The sequence below is a fragment of the Desulfosporosinus nitroreducens genome, from assembly GCF_023897015.1.
Classification (GTDB): domain Bacteria; phylum Bacillota; class Desulfitobacteriia; order Desulfitobacteriales; family Desulfitobacteriaceae; genus Desulfosporosinus; species Desulfosporosinus nitroreducens.
Map to the genome: position 1 here is coordinate 119,247 of NZ_JAMHFY010000010.1, position 24,133 is coordinate 143,379.

The 24,133-nt window shown below is 42.0% G+C and carries 22 protein-coding genes and 1 riboswitch; of the genes, 16 read left to right on the plus strand and 6 right to left on the minus strand.

Going from position 1 to position 24,133, the window contains the following annotated elements:
• Position 1: 1 nt before the first annotated feature.
• Together M8E35_RS12930 and M8E35_RS12935 are read left to right on the plus strand one after the other, a co-directional pair.
• Positions 2-838: an ABC transporter permease gene (locus tag M8E35_RS12930; protein ID WP_252469542.1), complete on the plus strand. Its 837-nt coding sequence runs from the start codon at positions 2-4 to the stop codon at positions 836-838.
• A gap of 198 nt (positions 839-1,036) precedes the next feature.
• Positions 1,037-1,120: riboswitch (cyclic di-GMP riboswitch) on the plus strand.
• 62 nt (positions 1,121-1,182) lie between these two features.
• Positions 1,183-2,262 (plus strand): HD-GYP domain-containing protein, encoded by a 1,080-nt coding sequence (locus M8E35_RS12935; RefSeq protein ID WP_252469544.1) that lies wholly within the window; start codon positions 1,183-1,185, stop codon positions 2,260-2,262.
• 145 nt (positions 2,263-2,407) lie between these two features.
• Here M8E35_RS12935 and M8E35_RS12940 read toward each other — a convergent pair whose 3' ends face one another.
• Positions 2,408-3,547, minus strand: a complete 1,140-nt coding sequence (locus tag M8E35_RS12940; protein ID WP_252469545.1) for an acyl-CoA dehydrogenase family protein — start codon at positions 3,545-3,547, stop codon at positions 2,408-2,410.
• 416 nt (positions 3,548-3,963) lie between these two features.
• Here M8E35_RS12940 and M8E35_RS12945 point away from each other — a divergent pair, with 416 nt between their 5' ends.
• The 6 genes from M8E35_RS12945 to M8E35_RS12970 all read left to right on the plus strand — a co-directional run bounded on the left by M8E35_RS12945 (position 3,964) and on the right by M8E35_RS12970 (position 9,894).
• Entirely contained in the window at positions 3,964-5,115 is a 1,152-nt protein-coding gene (locus tag M8E35_RS12945) for a thiolase family protein (RefSeq protein ID WP_252469546.1), read from the plus strand.
• 36 nt (positions 5,116-5,151) lie between these two features.
• The gene (locus tag M8E35_RS12950; protein ID WP_252469547.1) at positions 5,152-5,919 is read left to right on the plus strand and encodes a 3-hydroxyacyl-CoA dehydrogenase; all 768 of its coding nucleotides are present in this window, start codon (positions 5,152-5,154) and stop codon (positions 5,917-5,919) included.
• A gap of 136 nt (positions 5,920-6,055) precedes the next feature.
• Complete coding sequence (locus M8E35_RS12955; protein WP_252469548.1) at positions 6,056-6,334, plus strand: CoA transferase; 279 nt, start codon at positions 6,056-6,058, stop codon at positions 6,332-6,334.
• Positions 6,273-6,707, plus strand: coding sequence for a CoA transferase (locus tag M8E35_RS12960; RefSeq protein WP_252469549.1), 435 nt, complete (start codon positions 6,273-6,275; stop codon positions 6,705-6,707). Before M8E35_RS12955 ends, M8E35_RS12960 begins: the two co-directional genes overlap by 62 nt.
• Positions 6,708-7,024: 317 nt before the next feature.
• The gene (locus tag M8E35_RS12965) at positions 7,025-9,103 is read left to right on the plus strand and encodes a sigma-54-dependent Fis family transcriptional regulator (RefSeq protein ID WP_252469550.1); all 2,079 of its coding nucleotides are present in this window, start codon (positions 7,025-7,027) and stop codon (positions 9,101-9,103) included.
• A gap of 164 nt (positions 9,104-9,267) precedes the next feature.
• Positions 9,268-9,894, plus strand: a complete 627-nt coding sequence (locus tag M8E35_RS12970; RefSeq protein ID WP_252469551.1) for a DUF2680 domain-containing protein — start codon at positions 9,268-9,270, stop codon at positions 9,892-9,894.
• Positions 9,895-10,275: 381 nt separating this feature from the next.
• Here M8E35_RS12970 and M8E35_RS12975 read toward each other — a convergent pair whose 3' ends face one another.
• From M8E35_RS12975 to M8E35_RS12985, 3 genes are all read right to left on the minus strand, one after another.
• Positions 10,276-10,587: a zinc-ribbon domain containing protein gene (locus M8E35_RS12975; protein ID WP_073031223.1), complete on the minus strand. Its 312-nt coding sequence runs from the start codon at positions 10,585-10,587 to the stop codon at positions 10,276-10,278.
• Between the two features lie 186 nt (positions 10,588-10,773).
• On the minus strand, positions 10,774-12,387 hold the full coding sequence (locus tag M8E35_RS12980; RefSeq protein ID WP_252469552.1) for an ABC-F family ATP-binding cassette domain-containing protein: 1,614 nt from the start codon (positions 12,385-12,387) through the stop codon (positions 10,774-10,776).
• A 235-nt stretch (positions 12,388-12,622) separates the two neighbouring features.
• Positions 12,623-12,979, minus strand: coding sequence for a carboxymuconolactone decarboxylase family protein (locus M8E35_RS12985; protein WP_229249369.1), 357 nt, complete (start codon positions 12,977-12,979; stop codon positions 12,623-12,625).
• 179 nt (positions 12,980-13,158) lie between these two features.
• Here M8E35_RS12985 and M8E35_RS12990 point away from each other — a divergent pair, with 179 nt between their 5' ends.
• The 3 genes from M8E35_RS12990 (at position 13,159) to M8E35_RS13000 (ending at position 14,505) form a co-directional block, all read left to right on the plus strand.
• Positions 13,159-13,389 carry a DUF2164 domain-containing protein gene (locus M8E35_RS12990; RefSeq protein WP_309446471.1) on the plus strand — a complete coding sequence of 77 codons (231 nt, stop codon included), beginning with the start codon at positions 13,159-13,161 and terminating at the stop codon, positions 13,387-13,389.
• Between the two features lie 69 nt (positions 13,390-13,458).
• A complete protein-coding gene (locus M8E35_RS12995) occupies positions 13,459-13,956 on the plus strand; it encodes a GNAT family N-acetyltransferase (protein WP_252469554.1) in 498 nt (165 codons plus the stop codon).
• Between the two features lie 45 nt (positions 13,957-14,001).
• Positions 14,002-14,505: a DNA-deoxyinosine glycosylase gene (locus M8E35_RS13000; RefSeq protein WP_252469556.1), complete on the plus strand. Its 504-nt coding sequence runs from the start codon at positions 14,002-14,004 to the stop codon at positions 14,503-14,505.
• A gap of 49 nt (positions 14,506-14,554) precedes the next feature.
• Here M8E35_RS13000 and M8E35_RS13005 read toward each other — a convergent pair whose 3' ends face one another.
• Positions 14,555-15,907: an ATP-binding protein gene (locus tag M8E35_RS13005; RefSeq protein ID WP_252469558.1), complete on the minus strand. Its 1,353-nt coding sequence runs from the start codon at positions 15,905-15,907 to the stop codon at positions 14,555-14,557.
• Positions 15,908-16,398: 491 nt separating this feature from the next.
• On the opposite strand from M8E35_RS13005, the gene M8E35_RS13010 reads away from it, so the two are divergent.
• The 3 genes from M8E35_RS13010 to M8E35_RS13020 all read left to right on the plus strand — a co-directional run bounded on the left by M8E35_RS13010 (position 16,399) and on the right by M8E35_RS13020 (position 19,776).
• Positions 16,399-17,079: an acetate uptake transporter gene (locus M8E35_RS13010; RefSeq protein WP_252469560.1), complete on the plus strand. Its 681-nt coding sequence runs from the start codon at positions 16,399-16,401 to the stop codon at positions 17,077-17,079.
• A gap of 390 nt (positions 17,080-17,469) precedes the next feature.
• A complete protein-coding gene (locus M8E35_RS13015; protein ID WP_252469588.1) occupies positions 17,470-19,263 on the plus strand; it encodes a MutS family DNA mismatch repair protein in 1,794 nt (597 codons plus the stop codon).
• Between the two features lie 36 nt (positions 19,264-19,299).
• Positions 19,300-19,776, plus strand: coding sequence for a 2-thiouracil desulfurase family protein (locus M8E35_RS13020; RefSeq protein WP_252469562.1), 477 nt, complete (start codon positions 19,300-19,302; stop codon positions 19,774-19,776).
• Between the two features lie 45 nt (positions 19,777-19,821).
• On the opposite strand, the gene M8E35_RS13025 is transcribed toward M8E35_RS13020, so the two are convergent.
• Entirely contained in the window at positions 19,822-20,055 is a 234-nt protein-coding gene (locus tag M8E35_RS13025; RefSeq protein WP_252469564.1) for a DUF2249 domain-containing protein, read from the minus strand.
• A gap of 509 nt (positions 20,056-20,564) precedes the next feature.
• On the opposite strand from M8E35_RS13025, the gene M8E35_RS13030 reads away from it, so the two are divergent.
• Complete coding sequence (locus M8E35_RS13030) at positions 20,565-22,583, plus strand: methyl-accepting chemotaxis protein (RefSeq protein WP_252469566.1); 2,019 nt, start codon at positions 20,565-20,567, stop codon at positions 22,581-22,583.
• 78 nt (positions 22,584-22,661) lie between these two features.
• Positions 22,662-24,053 carry an asparagine--tRNA ligase gene (asnS, locus tag M8E35_RS13035; RefSeq protein WP_252469568.1) on the plus strand — a complete coding sequence of 464 codons (1,392 nt, stop codon included), beginning with the start codon at positions 22,662-22,664 and terminating at the stop codon, positions 24,051-24,053.
• Positions 24,054-24,133: the final 80 nt, after the last annotated feature.

Genomic DNA, 24,133 nt, shown 5'->3' on the forward strand with positions numbered 1-24,133 from the left:
TATGCTGCTGCGAATCATGAAAAACAACTTGTTATTCTCGATAGGAATAATTGTTTGTGCCCTGTGGATTCTAATTGCTATAGTTACAGTACTTGTTCCTTCAATTACCCCTTATAGTTATTTAGCACAAGACTTAGCAAACCGCTTTCAAGCGCCGAGCAGTGCACATTGGTTTGGTACTGACAGCATTGGGCGAGATGTTTTCAGCAGGGTGCTTGTAGGCAGCCGGATCTCGCTTATCGCCGGACTAATTACCATTGCTTTAGCGTCTTTAATGGGAATGATTTATGGCGGTATTGCTGGCTATATTGGTGGTCTAACCGATGAAATCATGATGCGAATCTCAGAAATGGTAATGGCTTTCCCTGGGATTATCTTAGCTATGACCATTGCCGCGGCCTTAGGCCCAAGTCTTCACAATACCTTACTGGCTATGGTAATTATTTGGTGGCCCAACTATGCTCGAGTTATGCGCAGTATGGTAATTGCCAACAAAGAGAATGAATATGTGGAAGCAGCCAAATCGCTGGGTGCCTCCCATTTTAGAATATTCTTCAATGAAATTATGCCTAATAGCCTTGGGCCAGTGTTGGTCTTGGCTACTCTGGATTTTGGCAATGCGATTCTTCTTTTCTCAGGCTTGAGCTTTTTGGGTCTAGGCTCTCCTCCGCCGACACCGGAATGGGGAGCAATGGTGGCAGATGGTGTTTTGAATTTTAACTATTGGTGGATTGGTACCTTTCCTGGTTTGGCTATTCTCACCATGTCAGTAGGCACTAACTTTATTGGTGACAGTTTGAGGGACTTTCTTGATCCTAGGCTGAGAAAGGAGATCTAAATCTCTCCCCTCTAATTGGCATAAAAGTATAACATTAACGATTAAACTTGTCAATGTTACACTTTTTTTTCATAAATAGAAATAGCACTTAAAAGGGGAAATTTGAGAGAAATTTCTAGAATCGTATATTATTTGGGCATAGTGTATGATATATTAGGTACAATGGCCTGTTGGGCATAATAATTTAAAATAGTAATTCTGCGATAATGGCAAACTCAGTAAGAACTGAGGACGCAAAGCTGCGGGTCTTACATGTTATGTGAAGATAGCCGGGTTGTCGAATAGATAGGATGTTTTCGCTGAATAATTATTCGGCGTCTTTTGTTTTAGGAGGGAATTTTAGTTTGATAATTCATTTAGAACCCTTATCAACTGTCGTATTTAAAATTGGCGAATTCTCGACACTTGACTTGTTTGATAAACAGGGAATCCTTTTGTTGTCCAAAGGTAAGCCGATCACACCAAACATTCAAGAGCTTCTTCAAGGACGTCAGATTTATACCTTAAAATATGAGTTAGATAAATCCCAAGCCCCTAAAACGCACAAATTCTCCGAATCAGAATACCAAGATATTGTAGGCTATGTCCGAGAAGTTTTTGAGGATACGTGTTTTATTAGCATCGAGCGTTTAGAAAAGACTTTTTCTGTGGTGGATAAGATTATCCACGAGCTAGAAGGAACTTACCAAGTTTATCTGGATTTAAACAAATTTCGAAAATTTGACAACTATACTTACATTCACTCAGTCAACGTTGCTATTTTAGCTACATTGATTGGTTTACAAATTGGGTTTTCCGGACAGACACTAAGAGACTTAACAATAGGGGCTTTGTTGCATGATATTGGCAAACGTGCTATACCCAGTAACATCCTTAATAAGCCTTCAAACTTAACGGACGACGAATTGGAAATCATAAAAAAGCATCCGGTGCTCGGTGAGGAAATGCTTAAAAATACTAATATATCCGGTAAGGTGCTCGCAATTATCCGCCATCATCATGAGCGCTGGAACGGCAAAGGCTATCCGGATGCTCTTCGACAAAGCTCAATTGAGTTAAATGCTCAAATAGTTGCTATTTCAGATGTCTTTGATGCTCTTGTGAGTGATCGGCCTTATCGAAGAGGTTTACCGCCATATCACGCTCTAGAATTAGTTATTGCTGGATCAAGTGAAGAATTCAATGAGGGAATTGTTCAAAATTTCCTTCAATGTTTAGTACTCTATCCGCAAGGGTCAATCGTTACTTTAAATACAGGGGAAGTTGGTAAAGTAATTGGAGTTCAGAAGGATTACCCGAGCCGACCATTAATCAGAATTTTATTCGACAAATATGGGAATTATCTACAGGATGATCAGATATGTGATTTATCCCTTGATTTGACGAAGTTTGTCAAGTCCATTGATTTTAGGTCTGTACCATAGAATGTCAGGAGTATAAGGCGTTGCCTGGTTTTTATAGGGATTATTATGCAAAATTATAAGTGAGGCTAATGTGTAAATTTCACAATAGCCTCACTTGTAATTTTTTTGGACTTCTCTAACTGTTGCTACTAGATGGTTTAGCTTACTAAAATAGACGCTTAGCGATGGTTATCTTCTCAATTTCTTTAGCCCCTTCATAAATCTCCAAAATCTTGGCATCGCGATAAAAGCGTTGGATGTCATACTCATCGATATAGCCATATCCGCCGTGCATTTGCAAAGCTTTGTCGGTCACCCAGACCGCTGTTTCTCCGGCGTAAAATTTTGCCATGGCATTAAGAGAGGGATCTAACTGGCCGTTGTCGGCCTTCCAAGCTGCCTTGTAGATTATGTTGCGAGCTAATTCTATACGGGTCGCCATCTCGGCCAATTGGAACTGAATGGCTTGGTTGGCGGCTAAGGGAACGCCAAAGGTTTTGCGTTCTTGAACGTATTTGAGAGCCAAATCTAATGCTCCTTGGGCTAGACCAAGTCCTTGTGAGGCTACCATAATCCGAGTTTGATCAAAGAAATGCATGAGTTGGTAGAAGCCATTGCCTTCTTTGCCAACAAGATTTTTTTGAGGCACTCTTACATCTTCGAAGGTGATTTCTGCCGTATCCGAGGCCCGAATACCCATCTTGCCGTGGATCTTCATCCTGGTGATTCCGGGACTGTTTGCATCAACGATGATTAAGCTGTGCCGTTGTGTTTTTTTAGGGGACTCCGGGTTGGTGACGCATAGTGCGACCATATAGTCACAGATTGTGCCGTTCGTGATAAATGTCTTACTTCCATTGATAACATAGTCTGAACCATCTTTGGTAGCTCGAGTCGTTGTTCCGGCTACATCGCTTCCAGCGTTTGGCTCAGTATAAGCCCCGGCAAAGATTGCTTTACCTGCAGGCAGTAAGGGAAGATAGGTTTTCTTTTGTTCTTCACTGCCATAGTTAATGATATTTTCAGCACCAAAGGTTGCAGCGACGGCAGCTAAGCCGAGACCCAAGTCTATTCGGGACAGTTGCTCGGTAATTAAGGCAGTTTCCATCCAACCAGCGCCAGGGCCTCCGTATTCCTCAGGAATGGCTATTCCAACCAGTCCTGCTTCGCAGGCCTTTTGCCAGATTTCACGCGGGTATCTTTCCTGCCGATCACATTCTTGGGCGAAAGGGGGGAATTCTTTGAGTGCAAATTTGTAGGCTAGGCTCTGAAAGGCTTTTTGTTCTTCTGATAACTCGAAATCCAAAACAGTTCCTCCTTCTTTTTAAAAAACGGGTTATTATTAAATTCCGCTCTTGTATCGTTCTAGTTTGGGGATAGGTTGCCGGGTTTAACAATTATATTTGCAATTTCAATGCCAGTCCGAAGAAGCGTTTTTTCAAGGTCCTTAGGTATAAAAGCAGAGTATGTGTGTGCATTGTGTTGTCAACTGTCCGTCATCAAGGACAATAATGACTAAGAAGGGGAGGGGAGTTTTTCGGTTTCTTTGTAGGAGACGCAGCGGGGAAGCGGCCTAAACCAAGTGGCATAGGATTTGCATTCTAAAGTAAAAAGCAGATATGTATCAATTATTATCCGAATATTATGAATAATATAGGGGAGATTCTCTGCGCCTAAGGGCAGTGATCAAAAACATTAAGACGAGAAAGAGTGGTTAAAACAATGAGAGAAGCTGTGATAGTACAAGCGGTAAGAACTCCGGTTGGAAAGAAAAACGGATCACTGAGCGGTCTTCGTTCTGAGGATTTAGCGGGACTAGTTTTGAGAGAATTGGTCAAACGGGCGGGCGTTGACCCAGCCGTGATCGAGGATGTTCTGATGGGTTGCGTTTCCCAAGTGGGAGAGCAGGCGTTCTGTATCGGAAGGCAGGCAGCCTTGATTGCGGATTATCCGCAGCATGTCCCTGGGTTGACGATTGATCGTCAGTGCGGATCCAGCCAGCAGGCCGTCCATTTTGCTGCTCAGGCAATTTTAGCGGGGGACATGGATGTCATCGTGGCGGCGGGCATAGAAAACATGTCCCGGATTCCAATGGGTTCAACTTTTAAGGGGACTGAGCTTTCGAAGGAACTGACCTCCCGTTATGAGATCATTAATCAGGGACTCTCGGCTGAGCGAATCGCCAAAAAATGGAGCCTCAGCCGTCAACAGATGGATGAATTCTCCCTGGAAAGCCATAAGAAGGCACATAGGGCCCAGGAGGAAGGACGTTTCGAACGGGAGATTATGCCTGTCAGCGTGGTCCTTCCGGAAGGCAGCCAGGTAATTATGAAAATAGACGAGGGTCCCAGACGAGACACAAGTTTAGAGAAACTCTCAGGTTTAAAAACTCCCTTTATGGAGAATGGCCAAGTTACTGCTGGTAATTCAAGCCAGATTTCGGATGGAGCAGCTGCAATGCTCATCATGTCTCGGGAGAAAGCAGAAGAGCTGGGGCTTAAGCCCCGCTTCCGTATTGTGGCTAGGACTGTTATAGGTTCAGATCCAACTCTAATGCTTACGGGTCCCATTCCTGCTACAGCTAAGGTGTTAGGTAAAGCAGGTCTGAGCCTCGCGGATATTGATATCTTTGAGGTGAATGAAGCATTTGCTGCAGTAACGTTAGCTTGGCTGATAGAGACGGGTGCCGATCCCAAAAAGCTTAATCCTAACGGCGGAGCTATTGCCCTTGGTCATCCTCTTGGAGCCAGTGGGGCTCGCTTGATGACCACCATGATGTATGAATTAGAACGAACTGGCGGTCGTTATGGATTGCAAACTATGTGCGAGGGACATGGCATGGCTAATGCGACAATTATTGAGCGATTAGATTGAGAGAACAATAAGATATTGAGGAAGGAGAAATTTAAAATGGATTTAAAAAAAGTGGTTGCGTTTGTTACGGGAGGGGCCTCAGGTTTGGGTGAAGCGACTGTACGGCGGATAATTAATGATGGAGGTAAGGCAATGATTCTCGATCTGGCCGTGGAACGAGGAGAGAAGTTGGCGGCTGAATTGGGTGGCAGTGCCCTGTTTCACGAGACCAACGTTTGCAGCGCGGAGAGCGTACAAGCGGCTCTGGAACATGCAGTAAAGAAATTTGGATTGGTGAATACAGTTGTAAATTGCGCTGGGATTGGGGTAGCGGAAAAGATCCTTGGTAAGAAAGGGACTCATTCCCTAGAGAATTTTTCTAAAGTCATTCAAGTGAATCTTATCGGCACTTTTAACGTCATACGCCTAGCTGCGGCACATATGGCGGGCAATGAGCCCAATGTAGGGGATGAACGGGGCGTGATTATTAGCACTGCTTCAGTGGCCGCCTATGAAGGACAAATTGGGCAGGCAGCCTACAGCGCTTCTAAAGCAGGGATTGTAGGAATGACTCTGCCTGTTGCTCGAGAAATGGCGACTCATGGTATTCGCGTGATGACGATTGCCCCGGGTCTCTTTGAAACGCCGATGTTTGATTCTTTGCCAGAGGAGGCTCGCAAGTCACTGGGCGCTATGACTCCGTTTCCCTCTCGACTGGGATATCCGGAGGAGTTTGCCCTTTTAGTGAAGAGTATCGTGGAGAATCCAATGCTCAATGGTACTGCGATTCGCTTGGACGGAGCAATCCGAATGCAACCAAGGTAAACGGCGGTTGTCTTCAGGAAGCTGTAAGAAAGGAAGACGAAGATGGATTTCTATTCAGAAGACCACAAAATGTTTCGTCGAGCCTTCATAAAGTTTGTGGAGAATGAGCTCTCTCCTCATAGGCGGCGGGGCATTAATGGCAGTGACTGGAATTCTGAGTGCCTATATTGCCCGTCAGCAAACGGGTAAAGGAGAATATATAGACGTTTCTATGCTCGATGGAGCAGTTTCCTGGATGGCAATGCTCTATGCCCAGCAAGCACAAGAAGATTCCGCTGTGAAGCGTGGGAAAGGGATGTTAAACGGCGGGGAAGTTTGCTACGGGGTCTATGAGACCTCGAGATGCTCGTTTTATGAGCCTTGGGGCCTTAGAACCAAAATTTTGGCAAGCTTTTTGTCGGGCTGTAGGGCGTGATGATCTAGCAGACAAGCAGTTTGCTCACGACCAGAACGTTTTTAATGAGATAGAGAAGATCTTTAAAACAAAGACCCAGGTGGAATGGACGGAATTATTTAAAGATCAAGATGTCTGCTGTGAGCCAATCTTAGAACTTTCGGAAGCGCGAAAGCATCCCCAGGTTCGGGCTCGGCACCTGTTTACTTCTCTTAGGCATCCGGATGGCAAGGTTGTGGAGGTTGTGGGCAATCCCCTCAAATTCTCGGAAGCAGAGGAACTTCCGAATGGAATTCCTCCAGGCTTGGGAGAACAGACGAGGGAGGTTTTACAGGAGGCTGGGTTCGCTGATGAGGAGATTAAGGTGTATGAACAGGCTGGGCCAGGGGAGTAAGGCCTTAGACAATGCAACTCGGATATATTTATCTAAATGAGAGTGAATAGAATTTCGCTATAACTTTAAAGCTGAACAAACTTGTTTTCTAGTTTGTTCAGCCCTCTTTTTATATTGCCATCTATGGGAGTGCTCTAATCTTGGACGTCCTGTTCGAGTCACGGCCAGCGCTCCTTTCCCTCCATTGAAGAATGAATGTTCTGAAAAAGAGGAATAGCAGTTGTTTAGGGAGAATAATTATGCTAGGTCCTCGTATTTTTGCGGCAGGGACCATGAAAATAATTGCATTATTTTGTTCGATGGCGAGGTGAGCTTTAATGCTGATGAGCGATATGATGACCCGAGACGTACCTCTTCTTCATACTAAGGATACTCTTAAGCAGGGGGTAGAGCTTTTACGTTGTACCAAGCTGGATGCTTTACCGGTAGTAGATGAAGAGGGTTCTCTGATTGGGATCTTTACGAAAGCCAATGTATTGGATGCCTTTTTGGCTGGGGCAGATTCTTCGGAAATAATTGGGCAACACTTCAATCCTCAAGTAGTGACTGTTCAAGTCGACGCTCCTTACCGTGAGGTAGAGCAGCGGGCAAAGCAGAGTTCAGTGGGTACGGGTGTAGTAGTAGATAAAAATGGGAAAGCGCTTGGGATCTTTACCAAGGTGGACATGATTTTGGCTCTTTTTCGAGAAGCAGAACAACTGGCTACTAAACTCAGTACGGTATATCAGGCCATGCCGAACGGAATTATCGTCGTGGATCAAGATAACCGCATTCAACAGATAAATCCTGCAGGCGAGAAAATCCTTGGATTAGAACAGGAAGTACTAAAAGGACGCCTGTTTGATGATGTTATTTCTGGCTTAAATCTGAATGTGGTGCTAAAACAATCGAAACAACTGGCAGGGGTTCAGACTCAAATGAATAATGTGACCGTTCTCTGCAACATCAGCCCTGTGGGTGAGTTGGCAGGAACAGTGATCGTTTTCCAAGCTTTGACAGATTTTGACCAAGTCGCTTTAGAGCTCGATGCAACGAAGCGTTTGTACGAGACTTTGCTCACTGTAACCAATATTGGCTACGAAGCAATTTTCGTTGTTGATGACCAAGGGAAAATCACCCTGGTCAATGAGGCAGCCTGTAAATTTTTTAATAAGAGAGAAGAAGAACTATTGCAACAACCAATAGATCAAGTTATTGAGAATACTCGCCTTTTGCGCACCTTAAAAACAGGCATGGCGGAAACCAATGAAGTCCAAGTTATATACGGTCGGCCGTACATAGTTTCACGCCTGCCTATTGTGCGCCAAGGTAAAATAATTGGAGCCGTGGGTAAAATTATCTTTCAGAAACTGGAGGAAGTTAAGGACCTTGCCCAAAAACTGGCGCAAATGGACCTTGAGTTAAACTTCTATAAGGAACAGGTCGGCTCGACTAGACTGCCCGTGACATTCAATCAGATTGTTACGGTCAGCCAGGACATGCGCCGTTTGAAGCAGGAGGCTGAAATTGCCGCTCGGGGGAATTCTACAATTATGCTGACAGGGGAAAGCGGTACTGGCAAAGAGCTCTTTGCTGAGGCTATTCACCAGGCAAGTCCATACCGAAACGGTCCCTATGTAAAGGTTAATTGCGCTGCAGTTCCAGAGAATCTATTGGAGTCCGAATTCTTTGGGTATGCGAGCGGAGCGTTCACTGGAGCACAAAAGGGAGGCAAAGCGGGTAAGTTCGCGGTTGCCAACGGAGGGACGCTTTTCCTGGATGAAATCGGTGACATGTCTCTGAATTTGCAGAGTAAGCTCCTAAGAGTTCTGGAGGATAGATGCTTTGAACCAGTAGGGAGTAATGAGCCGGTTAAAGTTGATGTAAGGATTATTGCGGCTACTAACAAGGATCTTATTCAGAAAGTTGCCAGCGGTGAATTTCGCAGTGATCTATATTATCGTCTTAATGTTATCTCATTTCGCCTCCTCCCTATCCGTGATCGTGCAGAAGACATTATTCCTCTTGTACATGTCTTCTTGGAACGGCTTAATCAAGATTTTGGCAAAAAAATTTCTGGAGTCACCTCAGGGGTGCACAAAATTTTGATCAATCACCGTTGGCCTGGCAATGTGCGAGAATTAAAAAATGTGATAGAGCGGGCGGTGAACTTTGCTTCTGGAGAATTGTTGGAAGCAGCAGATTTGCCCTTCTACCTTAGGGAGGAAAAACAAGAATTTTTAACTTTGGCGAAGGAGTGGAACCTAGAAAATGCCCATGAGCACTTGGATAAAGAAACTCTGGAAAAAGCTCTTCTAAAAATGAATGGCAATAAGTCCGAAGTCGCTCGACTCTTAGGAATTTCTCGTTCTTGGCTTTACGAAAAGATACGGCGATACGATATTAATCCCCGCTGATTTTAAGTATTTTCAAACACATTAGCGCTACATTTTCTTTACTTAAAGCACACAACTTCTTAAAGTCCAATTCACAAATTTACCATATTTCGCGGATATCATAATAGTGTACCGATCAAAAGTACATACTTGGAAATCGGAAACTATTCTGAAGGAGGAATCTTATGAAAAAGAAACTCGTTGTCGGTGTCCTAAGTGCTGCACTATTGATTGGAGGTGCAACGGCAGCCTTTGGTGCCACAGATTCGGCAAAGCTTGATGAAATTAAGAGCTTAACTCAGCAAATGTTTGGTATCCAGAAGCAAATAGTGGACAAAGAAGTGGAAGCTGGGCTTAGAACTGCAGAACAGGCCGACAAGATGAAGCAATTTATTGACGATCGCCAAGAAGCGAACGAGAAGGCCTTAGCTGATGGTAAAGTATTTGGTCCTGGTATGGTTGGTAAAGACATGGGGATGCGAGATAAAGTTAAGAAGTTCAATAATGGTGAACCTCTGACGGAAGAGCAGATCGAAGCATGGAGTACTGCGGCGCAAGAACGCTTAACCGCTCAAGTAGAGGCTATGAAGAGTAATGGTAAATTAACTGAGGAACAGATCAAAACTTGGAGTGATGCTGCTCAAGCTCAGTTAGGTGTTCAAAAAGAGGCGATGAAGAGCGGTACATTTGTGCCTGGTGACATGGGAATGATGAAGGGTATGTTCGGCAAGCATAGCGGTGCTTGGGGAAATAAACTGGCACCAGAAACAACTGAAACACAAGATACCGCACCAACAACGAATATCCAGTAATATATCAGCTTCATGTGGACATTGGCAGCCTGAGGTATCTAAAGACGGGTCTCCATCAGAACATAAGACCAGAGGAGTTTGAAGCTCTGTAAGATAACCTCAGGGATAAAACTAAGTAAATAAAAAAGTTACGAGATACTGGCAGTCCCAACAATAGTTGGAGCCTGCCAGTATTTGGCGTTTCCGAAAAGAATTATAACTATGGAGACTTTCGTCGCCGGAGGCTTTAGTATCTGAAGTATCGATGTTTTGCCTTAGCTAAAAAGGGTCACTTGCCAGCATCTAAATGTCAGGCACAAGCTACAGTTCTTTGTGCACGGAAATAAAAAACCTTCCCAGACAATTAAGTCTGGGAAGGTTTAAGTTGCTATCTAATTCGATTTACCAATTGCTGCGTGTGCGTGGTTGGTAGCACTCACGGCAATATACTGGCTTGTCGCCTGATGGTTGAAAAGGAACAGTAGTTTCTTTTCCACAGGTAGCGCAAATAGCTGGGAACATTTCACGTTGTTGACGACCATAACCGCCACCGCCGCCGCTGTTTCTGTTTTGAGCTTTTTTAGCTGCACGGCACTCTGGGCAACGACCAGGTTCGTTAGTGAATCCTTTTTCTGCATAAAACTCTTGTTCTGATGCAGTAAATTCGAAATCCCGTCCACAGTCTTTGCAATTTAGAATTTTGTCATTAAACATTATAAAAAAACCTCCAATTAAATATTACCCGCGCTACATGGTAAGTTCACCAACTTCTTCCCGGAGACTTAGGTAATAGAGAAGGTTTGCTTAAATCCACTAGTTTTAACGAGCTTATATCAGTATAACAAAATTTGAGCAGATGTCAAATAAAAAATTCCACAATCCCGATATTTATCCAAAAAATCAACTGTACATCGTCTCTAAAAGCCCTTTGACATCTTCATTTTCCAGATATTCATCGAAAGTCATTTGTCGATCGATAAGTCCTTTTGGTGTGATTTCGATAATACGGTTAGCAATCGTTTGAACAAACTGATGATCTTGTGATACGAACAGGATGTTTCCGTCCATATTCGTCAGTGAATTATTAAGAGCAGTGATGGATTCCATATCCAAGTGGTTGGTGGGCTCATCGAAAATAAGAATGTTCGCTCCGCTGAGCATCATTCGAGAGAGCATACATCGTACTTTTTCCCCTCCAGAAAGAACACTGGCCTTCTTTAAGGATTCATCTCCAGAGAAAAGCATTCTACCTAAGAAACCACGGACAAAGGATTCATCAGGATCTTTTGAGAATTGTCTTAGCCAGTCAACCAAAATCAAGTCTGTCTCAAAATAGGAGGAGTTATCAAGAGGAAGATAGGCTTGAGTCGTTGTGATTCCCCAGCTAAACTCACCACTATCCGGGGTAATTTCACCCATTAAAACTTTGAACAAGGTCGTTTTCGCATTGCCATTTGGGCCCACAAAAGCAATTTTATCCCCTTTGTTCACAAGAAACGAGATGTTGTCGAGGATCTTTTCACCTGCAACAGTGACGGTTAAGTCTTTTACAGTCAGGATATTGTTACCTGCTTCTCTGTCTGGAGTGAAAGCAATATAAGGATATTTGCGAGAGGATGGCTTGATATCATCGAGAGTTAATTTGTCAAGTTGCTTTTTACGGGAGGTCGCTTGTTTTGCTTTGGATGCATTAGAGCTAAAGCGCTGAATAAACCTCTGGAGTTCCTCGATTTTATCTTCTTTTTTCTTATTTGACTCTCTCATTAATCTTAAGGCTAATTGACTTGATTCATACCAGAAATCATAGTTTCCAACATACAGTTGGATTTTACCAAAATCAATATCAGCAATGTGGGTACAAACTTTGTTCAAAAAATGTCTGTCATGAGAGACTACAATAACGGTGTTCTCATAATTATAAAGGAAATTTTCAAGCCAGATAATTGACTGGAGGTCAAGGTGGTTGGTAGGCTCATCAAGTAACAGAATATTGGGGTTGCCGAATAGGGCTTGAGCCAGTAAAACACGAACTTTTTCATTTCCGCTGAGTTCTTTCATTTTACTGCTTTGAAGCTCTTTCCCGATCCCTAAACCCATTAATAACTCTGAGGCCTCTGACTCGGCTTGCCAACCATTAAGTTCAGCGAAATCGCCTTCCAAAATAGAAGCTTTAATCCCATCTTCTTCGGTAAAATCAGGTTTGGAATAGAGAGCATCTTTCTCTTCCATTATTTCGTACAATCTAGCATGGCCCATAATAACGGTTTTCAGCACTTCGAATTCCTCGAATTCAAAGTGATCTTGCTTTAAAACCCCAATTCGTTCCCCTGGTGTAAGAATAACTTCACCACTGGTAGAATCTATTTCTCCAGAAAGTATCTTTAAGAAAGTAGATTTTCCTGCGCCATTGGCTCCAATCAAGCCATAACAGTTTCCGGGAAGGAATTTTACATTAACATCTTCGAATAATGCTCGCTTACCAAATCTTAACGTTATTCCACTGGTACTAATCATTATTAATCGTTCCTTTTTATTAAATTTGCCGTTGCTTAAGAATATAGTATATCATTTTATCACAATAAGGTATAGGTTGAAGAATTTTAAAGGTAACGACGGAAAACAAAGGATTAGATAGGACCGGCCAAATAGTAAGCCCTCATACCTAAATGGCAGAGGGCTAAAATTAAAATCTCTCCTTAAAATATTAAAGTCCTATGGAGTTATTATTTGTCAGTGAACAAATATAGAGTTAGTTAAGTGAATTTCCTTCTGCTTCGTTTAATAAGTTCCTCAGAATTAAAACCCCTTGCATGGTTCTTGGAAATCCTGCACTGGGAGCCACTAAAAGGATGGCGTGTTCTATTTCCTCCTTAGTACATCCGCTTTTTATGGCCTTTAAAATGTGGGTTCTTAAAGCCCTTGGGTATTGGCACTCAGTAGACAGTGCTACTTTTATTAGCCAACATGTTTTCTCATCTAAGGGGCCGCCATCCATATGTATCAGATGACCATATTTCTCATAGGCATCGTAAATATCCCCATGGTGTTCGGTAAAGTACTTTAAGTTAAGTTCAGTGCTGTCAAGGTTATCAAAATAATCATCCATTTATGTTAAGCTCCTTTCAGGTATATTTACATTATCATCCAATTGGAGGGTTTTTATTCATTAGTATTATTGAACTAATCAAACAGCGACTTAGAATTAAGATACTTTAATAATTTTTGATATAATAGATTTACTTAACACGATAAATTAACGAAAAGGGGCGATTACGGTTGCAGAAAATGGAGATAGACTTAAAAAAAGAGGTTAGAGAGGTTCTTACTGAGGATCTTAAGAGACACTTCTGGAACGAGAGGGATGAAGAACTTAGTAATTTAGGCGCTGAACTCCTTCTTGATTTCATAATAAATAACATAGGCCCTTATATTTATAACCAGGGGATAGAAGATTCTTATGCTTATATGAGTGAACGAATCGAGGACTTGCTCAGTTTAGAGAAACGTCTAAGGTAATTAACAAACTTAAAGAAGTTCAGTATTTCTACGTTTTTACTGCAAACTGAATAGGAGAGGGATTAATTGATGAACTATGTCATTAGAGAGATGTCTTCTCAAGATTGGGGACAAGTAAGGGACATTTATACTGAAGGAATCGAAACTGGAAACGCTACCTTTGAGACCGAGGCTCCCAGTTGGGAGGCGTGGGATCGTGACCACGTTAAGTCATGTCGGTTGGTAGCAACCGACGGAGATCAAGTTACTGGGTGGGCTGTATTAAGTCCTGTCTCAAGTCGATGTGTTTATACGGGTGTAGGAGAAGTCAGTCTTTATATATCCCTTAATCACAGGGGACAAGGAATCGGGCCTCTGCTTCTGAAAGAAATAATCAGATGCTCAGAACTCGAGGGATTTTGGACTTTACAGTCCGGTATTTTTCCTGAAAATATGGCGAGTTTGGTTATGCATATCAAATGCGGTTTTAGAGAAGTGGGTCTCCGTAAGAAAATGGGAAAGCTGAATGGCGTTTGGCGTGATGTCGTATTGCTTGAGCGAAGGAGTGAGACAGTTGGGATCGATTAAAGTGAGTATGGCAGGTTATGCAGAAGCCATGGGGAGGAACGATAAATGAGTCAAGTAAGTTCATTTAAACCCATCGTGGATGAACGTTCGCGTATATTAATCCTAGGGTCAATGCCTGGGGTAGAATCGTTGAGATTACAAGAGTATTATGCCAATCCAAGGAACCAATTTTGGAAGTTAATCTATGCCCTCTTTGAATTGGAACCCAGCAAGAGCTTTGATGAACGGGTGTCATTTGTCAAGAGTAAGGGGATTGCCTTGTGGGATGTCATCGAAAATTGTTTACGAGAAGGTAGCCTGGATTCAGCTATCAAGGAAGAAAAAGTAAACAATTTCAGGGGTCTGTTTAAGGCCTATCCCAGTATAGAAACAGTTTTATTTAATGGAGGAAAGGCCTATGAGACCTACAAAAAATGGGTCGGATTTGAAGCCCTGACCAATATAACGTTTCTGAAGCTTACATCTTCCAGCCCGGCGAATACTAAAAAATATGAAGAAAAGCTTAGGGAGTGGGGGGGTATCAAGGATTTTTTAAAGAGTGGTAACTGATAATTGATAAAAAGAACGCAAGCAAAAATCCTGCTTGCGTTCTTTTTGACTAGTCATTTTGATCTTTAAGTGAATCATGTCCTTCGATCCAATCTACAAACTGCCGGGCAGTCCTGGCAGAACGTCCGTTATACCATAGTGCCCATTGCAAGGCCTCTCGTTGCAATCGTTCCTTGTTAATTTTTAAATTTCTGCTGGAAGCAATTCCTTCAACAATTTTAAGATAACGGTTTTGATCGGGTGAAGAGAATACAACATTTATGCCAAAGCGATCTGCGAGGGAAAGCTTCTCCTGCATACTATCCCCTGCATGAACTTCTTCGTTATGGTTGCCTGAGTGCAAGCCAGCCCTTTCACTAAAGTACTCCTTTACCAGATGTCTGCGATTGGAAGTGGCATAGATCAAGATGTTAGATGTTTTACTTTCAAGACCACCCTCCAGTACTGCCTTGAGAGACGTGTAGTTTTCTTCATTATCCCCAAAAACTAGATCATCAACGAAAATAATGAACTTTTGAGCTCTGTTCTTCAGATGTCTAATAATCAATGGGAAATCAGCCAGATAGGCTTTGGGAACCTCAACCATGCGCAAGCCCTGGGTATGATAATGGTTGAGTATCGCCTTGACAGTCGATGATTTCCCAGTACCCCTATCACCGTATAATAGTACATTGTTGGACGGAAAACCTTTCAGAAACTGTAATGTATTCTCGATTACTCTTGACCGTTCGTTCTGGTATTCTACCAGTTCATTTAATGTGATGGGATCAGGACTGTCTATCCCCTTAAGATAACCTTGCCCATCGGATTTTTCCCATACAAAGGCGATATAACGAGCAAATAGACCACAACCATAGTTTTTATAGAAATGGTTAAGCTCATCCAGACACTCATCCCAATGATTGGAGCGGCTAAACAGTTCTTTTATTTGTTGTATATGAGCAGGACTTTTAGAAGGCTGGCACTCTGATACCCAATCGGGAAGTCCCTCGATGAAGGTTTTATAGCTGTCATTAGCAAATATCTCAGTTATTTCTGCCTTAAGCATCCCTGGCGTAAGCTTTGAAACTTGCTGAAGCCCTTTTAAATCATTGGCAACTGCCTTTTCCAGAGAATTGTTATACTCACTGGTTTGTACAGCTTGCAGCTTAAAAGTAAATGGATTTTCATCGAAAACTATTTTGTCAATTATGTATTCTTGTAAAGATACCGTACCGCTTTTGGCCAATTCAAAATAAAAATTGTTATATAAATTCACAACGTCTCTAAATTCATTAGTTGCTTGGTTTAAGCAACTAATTAGTGACTTCAGCCTGCTTAAAACTTCATCATCCAGCAAGCCTCTATAAATAGAAAGAGAATCCAATGCCAGTAAAGAAGTCCCTAATTTATATTGCTCCATTCAATAATTCCCCCATCTGATTTTTCTTCTTTATAGAATTTGAAATTCTTAGTGTAAACTAAAATCTACATGTAGCAGTTTGTAAACAAACTTACTCCGCAAGTAGATCCTTATGACTAATTGAGGTAAAGGGGGTCAAAAGATGTAAACTGACGGATACATGTATAATAAAGATTTCTAATGATAAGTTAAAGGTAAAAAGGCCAGAAGTTTGAGGGTGCGAGGAATTCCTAAGAATTTAGGCATAACTTTGGTCGATGGCATATAAATTGCAAGATAATTCAGTAGATTCGGAATCACCTGATTTAGAGCCGTTCAAGGTGGACGTAGTGAATCTTAAAGCTAAATCCTTTTTGGTGAGCACGATAGAAAGGAGGATAAAACTAAATAATATCGTCTGGATTTATACATTTATACCTAAAACTAATGAATTCCTTAACTATATTACTACAAAATGTGACATATAACTAATTAAATAAGGGGGCAGTTCAATGAGCACACAAGAAATTAAAATTAGTTATACTGGCGCAGATCCGACAGCGTTTGGCGTTTTAGGCCTTTCAATGGTCTGCTTCGTAGCTTCATCTGCTAAACTAGGCTTTACTAATGGCAGTTCCACAGGGTTACTGGTAGTTTGGGCTGCTTTATTAGGTGGTATTGTGCAAATTATTGCGGCAAATATTGATTTTAAAAAGGGCAATATTTTCGGGGGCACAGTACTGGGGGCATATGGTTTCTTTTGGGTTGGGATGGCGTTTTCTTGGGCAACAATTAACGGAATGTTTGGAGCTGGCATGAAAGCAGCGGTTGATCCTAAAATGTTGGGAGTAGTTTTTGTCGGCTACCTGATCTTCTCACTTTTTATAACGGTAGCTTCTTTCGAAGTAAACGTCCCTTTTATATTGATGATGATTCTAATTGATGTCTTATTCTTTACTCTCGCTGCAGTGTCCTTTAACATGGGCCCTGTTGCTTTATTCGCAAAAGTAGCCGGTTGGAGTGAATTTGTTATTTCGCTTATTGGCTTTTATACTTCAGGAGCGATTTTTTTCAAGTTCTTCTATGGACGTGAGGTATTGCCGCTTGGGAAGCCATTTAATCTAATTAAAAAGGGAGCTTTAGTTCCAGTTCCTGCTGCAGCTATTACCAAAGGACAGAAGCGCAGTACCTGAGTAATAGCAGAACAGTTTCCAGTGGCAAACAAGAAGTATGTGCTTGTTGCTAAAATCTGAGGGCCTGTAACATCCTTTCTGAAGGTTTGTTACAGGCCCGTTTGATTAAGAATTTTTTAATCATTAAGGCGCAAATACCGCTTTCCAGGTACTTATCTTCTTTTAATGAAGAACTATGCTCCTGTAATCTCGATTTTTCGCCACATACTCATGCTAAAATAAATTAATGATCAAATTGAGGAGATCAATTGGGAGGAGGTGTTTAATTTACAAAATATAGCAATGGCGAAATTATTAGTGTATAATATTTAAGATAATCGATTAAAGTCTGTGTTGGAAACTAAAATGGACAAGTTAATTTAGGAGGAAAAATTGTTGAATGAACCCAAAATGCTGTATCAAAAACGGTCCAATTATTATGCTTCTCGAAAGGAAAATCTAAGTCGTAGAATTAACCAATTAAGCAATGTTAGGCTCATCACATTCCTTGCTGGTTGTGGACTGGCAAGCTTTTTTTATATGACTCACAATACTTCGTGGAGTCTTGGGACAGCGATTTTAACAGCAGTCTCTTTTGTTACCCTGGTTATTTGGCATCAGAACTTAAAAGCAAGAAAAAACTATATTCAGATACTGTACGAAAATTATGATCATTCATTGAAGCGTTTAACAGGAGAATGGAAGTCCTTCCTTGACAAGGGGGAAGATTTTAAAGACCCATCTCATCCATTTTCAGAGGATCTTGACCTCTTTGGAACCAATTCTCTTTATCAATGGATCAATACTGCAAAGACCTTTCGGGGGAGGGAAAAGCTGAAAGAGTGCTTATCCGTGGCTCCGCTAGAAGTCGAGACGATTCTTGAAAGGCAGGAGGCGATTAAGGAGCTTTCAGAAAATCTTAATTGGCGACAGAGGTTTTTAGCCGAGGCCAGGATGGCCAAGAATCAGATGAATTCTCCCAAGGCTATCATTGAATGGGCCCAAAATGTCGACTCTTCGTATCTTAGAATGGGAGTCTTGATTTCAGCCCGTGCATTACCGATTATGACAATCAGCTTTTTACTGCTATATTTTATAACTTCAAAAGTATCATTTTGGTATCCACTTACCGGTATTATTATTCAGTCGATTATCCTTTTTGTCGGAAAGCAGAGAGGTAAGGCCTTGAATGCGGTTTATTCTTATAAAGAAAATATTAGAGTTTATGAAAGGATGTTGGAGCGGTTTGAAAAACGATCTTTTAGATCTGACTGCCTGCAGGCTTTAAAGAAGGACTTATATGATCGTGACAACAAGCCGGCCTTTGAACAGATAAGAAAACTATCGGGTTTGGCTGACTTGATAGCTAACAGGAATAATGCAGTTTTTTTAATCATTAATATACTTACACTTTGGGATATCCAATGTATGATTGCTTTAGAATCCTGGAAAGAGAAATCCGGGCGATCTCTTGGACGTTGGGTAGAGACAATTGCTGAGTTGGAGGCATTAGCAAGTCTGGCCATTATAAGTTTTGACCACCCTGAATGGGGATTTCCGAAGATTGCATCCGAGGATTTGGGCATTACCGCAGTAAGAATAGGGCACCCGCTTTTAAGTGGTTCGATCTGTAATGACATATCTATTCAAAAACGTTCTGGAATTTTATTAATAACGGGTTCCAACATGTCTGGAAAAAGCACTTTACTTCGCACTGTAGGAATCAATCTCGTCTTGGCTTATGCTGGAGCGCCTGTATGTGCTCAGTCCTTTAGCTGTTCTGTGTTACAACTTTATACCTGTATGCGGGTGAGTGATAACTTAGGAGAAAATATTTCTTCCTTCTACGCGGAATTGTTAAGAATCAAACAGATCGTCAGTGCATCGAAGACATATTCGAACATCTTTTTTCTCTTAGATGAGATATTTAAAGGAACGAACTCGCAAGATCGACATGCTGGTGCTAAGGTTTTGATTCAGCAACTGAGTAAGGCGGGAGCAATGGGCATGGTTTCAACTCATGACTTAGAACTGGGAGACATGGAAAGAGAAAGTGATCGAAGAATTCGCAACTATCATTTTCGTGAGTATTATAAAAATGATGAGATTCATTTTGACTATAAACTTCGCCCAGGGATTTCAACCACTCGCAACGCCATGTATCTAATTAAAATGGCGGGTATTGATGTGGATGGATTAGCTTAGGTTGTCAAGGTATCTCGAAATGAGAGGGAGAGTACAGTGATTCTAGTAAGTGCTTGTTTGCTGGGGCTGAATACAAAGTATAATGGTGAGTCTAATGCTCATTCATTAATCCTGAGATATTGCTCTTTGGGAAGATTTATTCCGGTTTGCCCTGAACAACTGGGGGGATTGCCAACTCCACGGGAACCGGTGGAGATCGTTAATGGGAGTGGTCAGGAAGTCCTTAGCGGGCGGAGTCTTGCACAGGGAGAGCATGGGGAAGCAGTAACTGGTCAGTTCATAAAAGGGGCAAATGAAGTTCTGAAAATCTCAGAGCTGCTAGATGTTACAGCGGCGATACTTAAGGAACGAAGCCCTTCTTGTGGAGTGAATTATATCTATGATGGAAGCTTTACACATAAAATAATTCCAGGGCAGGGAGTGACTGCGGCGCTGTTGAGAGAACATAAAATCCCAATTTATTCGGAGGAAGATTTGACTGACGAACTCCTAAAGGAGCTCTTGAGCGATTAATACGGTCATAGATTTGTTAGGTTTTGTTTTGGGAAGGAATGATTGTTACTGCTTGGTAATGGCGACACGCCAGACGTCCGGTCCCTCTTCCAGGTAGTCCCAGGTAAAGAGTCCGGCATATTCGGAAGAAAACAAATAATAGAGCGGTTTTGGGTCATGATCGTTAATGAGTTCCATTTTTTCACCCTGTTTTAGATTGTTCCATGTGCTGAAAATATTTGCTTGCTTATCTTTTGGAGCGAATTTCCTAACATCAATTTGGGATGTAAAGTTTGTCATTTTGATTTCCCCCTTGTCCGACTTTTTTTCCAATCTCTTAGCTAGTTTGTCACAGTTTTCTAGTTATTATTTCATAAAGAATATAAAAGCAACAGAGACTTTCTGATAATTGGGAAGTACTCTGTTGCTTCCCTTTTTAAGGAAGTTCTTTTACAGGAATAACAACAAATGATTGATTAAAAAGTCGTATACATGACATTAAATATGTCACTCAAATTTCATTCGTTTTGCTTGAAGTAGTATATTATAGAGATAATAGAAAATTTTAACGTTTAATTTAAAAGCAATAAATGTTTTTAAAGAGAGGTGCTTTATTGGTTTTAAACGTTTTGAAAATGAATGAAATGCAGGCCTCGAAGAGATATGTTTCTCTTCGAGGTTAATTTTGTACAATCTTGAACAGCTGTATAGCTTTAATCCAGCATTTTAATTAGCTGGTTTTTTATTGTAACAAAATTAAAGAAAAAAGTAATAATTTGTAAGAAATTAGGAGTTAGGGGAGATTTTTAATGTCTAAGGGGACCAAACGTTCCATGTCAATTAAAACCCGAATTACTCTCATCGCGGGTATCGTGATTGTTGTCGTGGTGGCGGCCTTATCCGGTGCAAGTTTGTGGAATGCTGAGAAACTGCTCAAAACAAGTGAACTCCAAACGCAAAAACTCGTAGAACAAGGAATCCAGGATGAATTCGTTAATCGTATGGATCGGGCAAAGTCCTCTGTGCTCTCGATGACTATGAATCCTGATGTGGCGAAGGCTTTAGCAGAGCAAGACCGAGCTACCGTTGCACGTCTTGTTCAGCCCGTTTTTGACGAGATTAAGAAAGAAGGCTTTAGCCAACTCCAATTTCATCTCGCACCTGCCACTTCATTTTACAGAGCTCATTCGCCGAAAAAATTTGGAGATGACCTGACAAAGATTCGGCCTACAGTAGTGGCGGCTAATACAGAACATAAGATTGTGGAAGGACTGGAAGAAGGGGTCGAAGGATATGGATTCCGAGTTGTTGTTCCGGTCAAGTATCAAGATCAGTGGGTTGGTACAGTAGAATACGGAATGGACTTCGGTGAAGACTTTTTACTAGCGTTACAGAAGAAGAACCCAGGAGATTATTTTATTTATCTTCTTGATCCGTCTGCTTCCATGGTCAAAAATGTGAAAGAGAATGGCGGGTTGCTAGCGGGTACTGGTCAAGATGACTTTACAATGTCGGAAAGTACTGTGAAGACACTAGCTGATGGACAAGCTCAATTTACTGTGAGTGGAGATGGTCGGTTTAATGTCTCACTCATTCCCTTCAAAGACTACCGTGGTGACGTGAAAGGATATATTAAGACCGCAGTTTCGCGGGATGGGGTGGTACAAGAATTAAATGCCCTAAATCGTTGGGTCTTGCTGGTTGGATTAGCGGTGCTTGTATTAGGAGTAGTGGCAGGATATTTTGTCTCTTTAACTCTTACCCGGCCGATAATTCGGTTAACGGAAGATGCAGAGGCCCTTGCGACCGGTAATTTAAAAATTAACATTAAAACAAATTGGTATGGAGAGTTGGAAACCTTAGCCCTGGCTATGAAAAAGATGCTGGAGAATACCAAGGAAATATGTTCTTCAATTAACCAAGTGGTGGAACGGGTGGAGAGTTCGACAAAGGAAATTTCATTAGCCGTCGATCAAACTTCCCATGGAACAAACCAAGTGGCCGAGAGTGTAAGCCAGGTTGCCAGTGGTGCTCAAACTATTACTCATCGTACGAGTGAGATGAGTGCACAAAGCGAAGGCATCAATCAAAGCATTCAAACTTTGGCACAACATATGGAGCGTATCGCTGGAAGCACTTCTGACGTAAGTGGACGGACAGTCAGTGGAGAATCAATAATGAAAAATCTAGCGGAGAAGATGCGAACCTTTACAGAAAAAGTGGAAGAAATTCAGACCGGAAGTCAACTTCTTAAGGAACAAACCGGACAAATTCGAGGGATTACTCAGATCATTACTGGGATTTCTGATCAGACGAATCTCCTTGCCCTTAATGCTGCCATTGAGGCGGCTCGTGCAGGGGAAGCCGGACGAGGATTTGCTGTCGTGGCCGAAGAAGTTCGCAAGTTAGCTGAAGGATCAAGGGAAAGTGCTTCGCAGATTGCGGGGCTGATTGATCAAGTGACTTTAAATGTAGAAAACTCAGCCCAAGCTTCGGAAGAAGCGGTCCATTTGATCAAAGAACAATCAGACATCGGAAACCTGGCATTGGAACAATTTTCTGAAATATCCCAAGGGACGCAAGCTGTAGCTCATATGTTAGGGGTCATGGAGGAAGAGGTTCAGCAAGTTGTCCAGATGGGGCAGGCAATAACACGGTCAGTCTCTGATATTTTGGGTATGTGCCAAGAAGATGCGGCCGCTGCAGAGGAAATTGCCGCTTCAACGGAAGAAATGAGTGCAACGATCTGTACGATTGGTGACAGTATTAGTGAGCTAATGGGGTTGATGGGGGAAATGAAGACCCAAAGTAAGCGTTTTGTAATTTGAAGTTAAGAATTTATTCAGGTATAATTATAAATTAGGAAATTCTTACATTCTTAACAGGATGGATTCAGGAGGGAATCTATGCAATCGACACTGGTTAAGGAAATTTACAGAGAGACGAATCGATTTCTCAATCAAAAAGTAGAACTGTCTGGATGGGTTCGCACAGTTCGTACTTCCAAGGCGTTTGGTTTTATAGAGATAAATGATGGGAGTTTTTTCGAAAATATTCAAGTAGTTTTTGAAGAAAGTCTTACCAACTTCGCGGAGATTGGCAAGCTCACCATTAGCTCTGCAATTCGTATTCAAGGAGAACTTGTCCCTTCACCGGGAGCCAAACAACCGTTTGAATTAAAGGCGGAGAACATTGAGGTACTTTCGCTGGCTTCTGCTGATTATCCCCTGCAAAAAAAGCGGCATACCTTTGAGTATTTACGAACGATTGCGCATTTGCGCCCCAGAACTAATACTTTTGCGGCTGTCTTTCGTGTACGGTCATTGATTGCCTATGCGGTTCACAAGTTCTTCCAAGAAAAGGGGTATGTCTATGTTCATACTCCGATCATCACAGGAAGTGATGCTGAAGGCGCTGGAGAGATGTTTAAGGTAACTGCCCTGGATTTGGCTAATCCTCCCAAGGATGCCGAGGGAAACGTTGATTTTTCCAAAGACTTCTTTGGACGGGTTACGAGCCTGACTGTGAGTGGCCAGCTTAATGTAGAGACCTATTGCATGGCATTCCGAAACGTTTATACCTTTGGCCCCACCTTTCGAGCAGAAAATTCAAATACGGCGAGACATGCTGCGGAGTTTTGGATGATCGAACCAGAGATCGCCTTTGCAGACTTGGCAGATAACATGAATTTAGCTGAAGAAATGATGAAGTTTTTGATCCAATATGCCTTGGACAATGCTCCAGAGGAAATGGCTTTCTTTAATAACTTTGTTGATAAGACCTTGTTTGACCGTTTAGAAAATATCCTGAACTCGGAATTTGCTCATGTTACCTATACTGAAGCCGTGGAACTGCTGGAAAAGGAAAATGCCAAGTTCGAGTATCCTGTTCGATGGGGGATGGACCTTCAGACTGAGCATGAGCGTTATCTCACAGAAAAGATCTTCCAAAAACCTGTCTTTGTGTCGGATTATCCTAAGGGAATTAAAGCGTTCTATATGCGTTTGAATGACGATAATAAGACGGTAGCAGCTATGGATCTGCTCGTTCCCGGAGTCGGTGAAATCATTGGGGGAAGCCAACGGGAGGAACGAATCGAGGTTTTAGAAGGTCGTATGCAAGAAGCCGGTTTAAAGGCAGAGGATTATTGGTGGTACCTTGATCTTAGACGGTACGGCGGAGTAAAACATGCCGGGTATGGTCTGGGATTTGAACGGGTTATTATGTATTTGACGGGAATATCCAATATCCGAGACGTAATCTCTTTTCCAAGGACAGCCAATTCCAGCGAGTTTTAATCTAAGCTTTAATTACTGACCTGACTTAAGAGCGAATTTATGTCTTGGCAGGTGAATTTTCTTGACAGATGTACCAGTTC

Excerpts from the sequence above, each read along its gene's own strand:
- M8E35_RS12955 (WP_252469548.1), top strand. The coding sequence starts at position 6,056 with ATGGCAGTGACTGGAATTCTGAGTGCCTATATTGCCCGTCAGCAAACG.
- M8E35_RS13005 (WP_252469558.1), bottom strand. The coding sequence starts at position 15,907 with ATGGAGCAATATAAATTAGGGACTTCTTTACTGGCATTGGATTCTCTT.
- M8E35_RS13000 (WP_252469556.1), top strand. The coding sequence starts at position 14,002 with ATGAGTCAAGTAAGTTCATTTAAACCCATCGTGGATGAACGTTCGCGT.
- M8E35_RS12970 (WP_252469551.1), top strand. The coding sequence starts at position 9,268 with ATGAAAAAGAAACTCGTTGTCGGTGTCCTAAGTGCTGCACTATTGATT.
- M8E35_RS12965 (WP_252469550.1), top strand. The coding sequence starts at position 7,025 with ATGCTGATGAGCGATATGATGACCCGAGACGTACCTCTTCTTCATACT.
- M8E35_RS13015 (WP_252469588.1), top strand. The coding sequence starts at position 17,470 with ATGCTGTATCAAAAACGGTCCAATTATTATGCTTCTCGAAAGGAAAAT.
- asnS (WP_252469568.1), top strand. The coding sequence starts at position 22,662 with ATGCAATCGACACTGGTTAAGGAAATTTACAGAGAGACGAATCGATTT.
- M8E35_RS12960 (WP_252469549.1), top strand. The coding sequence starts at position 6,273 with ATGAGCCTTGGGGCCTTAGAACCAAAATTTTGGCAAGCTTTTTGTCGG.
- M8E35_RS12930 (WP_252469542.1), top strand. The coding sequence starts at position 2 with ATGCTGCTGCGAATCATGAAAAACAACTTGTTATTCTCGATAGGAATA.
- M8E35_RS13025 (WP_252469564.1), bottom strand. The coding sequence starts at position 20,055 with ATGACAAACTTTACATCCCAAATTGATGTTAGGAAATTCGCTCCAAAA.
- M8E35_RS13030 (WP_252469566.1), top strand. The coding sequence starts at position 20,565 with ATGTCTAAGGGGACCAAACGTTCCATGTCAATTAAAACCCGAATTACT.
- M8E35_RS12945 (WP_252469546.1), top strand. The coding sequence starts at position 3,964 with ATGAGAGAAGCTGTGATAGTACAAGCGGTAAGAACTCCGGTTGGAAAG.
- M8E35_RS12995 (WP_252469554.1), top strand. The coding sequence starts at position 13,459 with ATGAACTATGTCATTAGAGAGATGTCTTCTCAAGATTGGGGACAAGTA.
- M8E35_RS12975 (WP_073031223.1), bottom strand. The coding sequence starts at position 10,587 with ATGTTTAATGACAAAATTCTAAATTGCAAAGACTGTGGACGGGATTTC.
- M8E35_RS12980 (WP_252469552.1), bottom strand. The coding sequence starts at position 12,387 with ATGATTAGTACCAGTGGAATAACGTTAAGATTTGGTAAGCGAGCATTA.
- M8E35_RS12985 (WP_229249369.1), bottom strand. The coding sequence starts at position 12,979 with ATGGATGATTATTTTGATAACCTTGACAGCACTGAACTTAACTTAAAG.
- M8E35_RS12990 (WP_309446471.1), top strand. The coding sequence starts at position 13,159 with ATGGAGATAGACTTAAAAAAAGAGGTTAGAGAGGTTCTTACTGAGGAT.
- M8E35_RS13010 (WP_252469560.1), top strand. The coding sequence starts at position 16,399 with ATGAGCACACAAGAAATTAAAATTAGTTATACTGGCGCAGATCCGACA.
- M8E35_RS12950 (WP_252469547.1), top strand. The coding sequence starts at position 5,152 with ATGGATTTAAAAAAAGTGGTTGCGTTTGTTACGGGAGGGGCCTCAGGT.